This is a genomic window from Moraxella caviae (assembly GCF_002014985.1).
In the GTDB taxonomy this organism is placed as follows: domain Bacteria; phylum Pseudomonadota; class Gammaproteobacteria; order Pseudomonadales; family Moraxellaceae; genus Moraxella; species Moraxella caviae.
The window spans coordinates 1-1,977 of sequence record NZ_MUXU01000102.1; the positions used below are offsets into that span (position 1 = coordinate 1).

The 1,977-nt window shown below is 38.1% G+C and carries 3 protein-coding genes; 2 read left to right on the forward strand and 1 reads right to left on the reverse strand.

The window, feature by feature from the left end:
- Nucleotides 1-268: 268 nt before the first annotated feature.
- The gene (gene mobC / locus B0181_RS11605; RefSeq protein WP_078277643.1) at nt 269-802 is read right to left on the reverse strand and encodes a plasmid mobilization relaxosome protein MobC; all 534 of its coding nucleotides are present in this window, start codon (nt 800-802) and stop codon (nt 269-271) included.
- Nucleotides 803-1,161: 359 nt separating this feature from the next.
- Between mobC and B0181_RS11610 the strand changes: the two genes are divergently transcribed.
- Both B0181_RS11610 and B0181_RS11615 read left to right on the forward strand, forming a co-directional pair.
- Nucleotides 1,162-1,620, forward strand: a complete 459-nt coding sequence (locus tag B0181_RS11610; RefSeq protein ID WP_078277644.1) for a hypothetical protein — start codon at nt 1,162-1,164, stop codon at nt 1,618-1,620.
- Nucleotides 1,621-1,761: 141 nt separating this feature from the next.
- Nucleotides 1,762-1,959, forward strand: a complete 198-nt coding sequence (locus B0181_RS11615) for a hypothetical protein (RefSeq protein WP_078277645.1) — start codon at nt 1,762-1,764, stop codon at nt 1,957-1,959.
- Nucleotides 1,960-1,977: the final 18 nt, after the last annotated feature.

The following is a 1,977-nucleotide window of genomic DNA, read 5'->3' on the forward strand; positions in this document are numbered from 1 at the left end:
TTTACGGCGGGGTGGATAATAATCTCGTTCGCTGGGAAGAACGTGGTTTTTAAACCTACAACCCAGTATTAAGCGAAAAGCCTGCCATTTGGTAGGCTTTTCTATTTTTACCAAAATATCCTTTTAGTCACCGCACCTAATAAGCACAAGACAGCACATAAAATAGCCGCCAGCACAATTTTTTTACCCCTTGGCGTATGTATCAGCTTGCTAGATACAAGTATAGATATAGTAACGATTGGTGCTGCAACAATAGCCACAAACTCCATCAGTACCGCTCTAAGTTATCTTTCAAAATCTTTTCGACACGACTAGTATGTTCTTCGATTTGCTTGTGCATATCATCAAGCAACTGTCTTTTGACTTCGACATCATGACCGGTGTTCAACGCCTTAGCAATTTGGTTAATGTTCACGCCCAAGCGGTATAACTCATAGTTACTTCGTCTTAGGTTTTCCATTTCAAATCCCAAAAGCTCGTACTTGCCGTATAGGTTGCTTCTCACCAAGCACCGCAGGTAGTGCTGGATTGAACTATCGGTCGATTGTGCAATTTTAGCTAAATTATCATAATCGGCTTGTAGCACGCTAAACTGTATGCGTTTAGTGTCTTTTGAGCTGGGCGGCGGTTCATCCAGCCGTTCTTGCTTAATCCTATCGATGGCGGCAGTGCCGTACATCTTTTCGTTAATCAAATGCAAAATCGCCTTGGTTCTGCTCTTTGAGCCAAGCACATTTTGGGCGAAATTTCGCAAAAAATCACGGTGTTCTTGGGTTAATCCCTTGAGCAAAAAAGTAGCCATCAATCCCCCAAAAGGTCAAAAAGTCAGCGGTAGCTGGTCGCTTGGTGCGACACTATAATCATGCCAGTGCCATGATTATAGCACAAAAATATATATTTTTGTCGGCGGTAGCCTATCCTGCAATCAAAAATCAAAGACAAATCCGCTCGTTTTATCTTCACTCTCACCACGCATCCATCGCCAGCTGAACTAATTTATATGTGGATGTTTGTATTTGCTTGTTTTTCTTTGTATTTGTTTGTGGATGTTTGTGCTTGTATGTAGATTTTACAAAAATTTTCTTTGTATTTGTATGTAGATGTTTGATAATGTATGTGGATGTTTGTATTTGTATGTAATAACTACTAAAGGTTGAGAATATGGCTAAAAAACTACTCTCAAAATCTGCAATTAAATTTATTGTAGCATTAAGAAATGACGAAACCCAATGCTACTCATTTTCTGATATTTCAAAACTGGTGGTGGATAAATTTGGTGTTGAAGTCAGCTGGCAAACCATCGCATATCACTATAAGCGCAACAAAGATATTGATACCAGCTCACTGTCACAAGTTAAGCCAAAATCAAAATTAGCTGAATTGTTTGAGCAACGAAAAGCGGAAAAATCAGCATCACAAATCACATCACAACCAGCACCAAAGCCAATACAAAAACCGTATCGCCCAAGTAATAGCTTGCTGGATGAAAACGGCGAAGAGCCTGAATGGATGAAAATTGCCAATATGTCCGTGCCTGAATTCAAGGAATACAAGGCGAAAAAAGCCGCCGAAAAAGCAGCGAAAAAAGCCGAAGAAGCCAATCAAAAATTGGAAAATTAAATTATTAAAAATCAATATGTTATAAATTATTTTTGGTGATTTTCAAATTATTTTAGGGGTTTGATATTTAGTATAACCTAAAAACCATATACTATATGTTGTGTATTATTTTTTGAAACTCACAACATATAGGTGGTTAAAATGGCTAAGCTCTATCCTGATGTCGTTAAATTTATTGTTGAAACACGAAATAACCAAAATGTCACTTTTGAGAAACTGGCTGAAATGCTGGATGAAAAATTTGGCATTAGAGTTACCGCAACCACGGTGCGGAATCGTTATGTCCAACATCGATATGACCATATCGCTGATAAAATCCAACAAGCAGAGGGTAAATAAATATGGCTATTTTCAAAA

Coding starts and splice junctions, on each gene's coding strand:
- B0181_RS11610 (WP_078277644.1), top strand. CDS start 1,162: ATGGCTAAAAAACTACTCTCAAAATCTGCAATTAAATTTATTGTAGCA.
- mobC (WP_078277643.1), bottom strand. CDS start 802: ATGGCTACTTTTTTGCTCAAGGGATTAACCCAAGAACACCGTGATTTT.
- B0181_RS11615 (WP_078277645.1), top strand. CDS start 1,762: ATGGCTAAGCTCTATCCTGATGTCGTTAAATTTATTGTTGAAACACGA.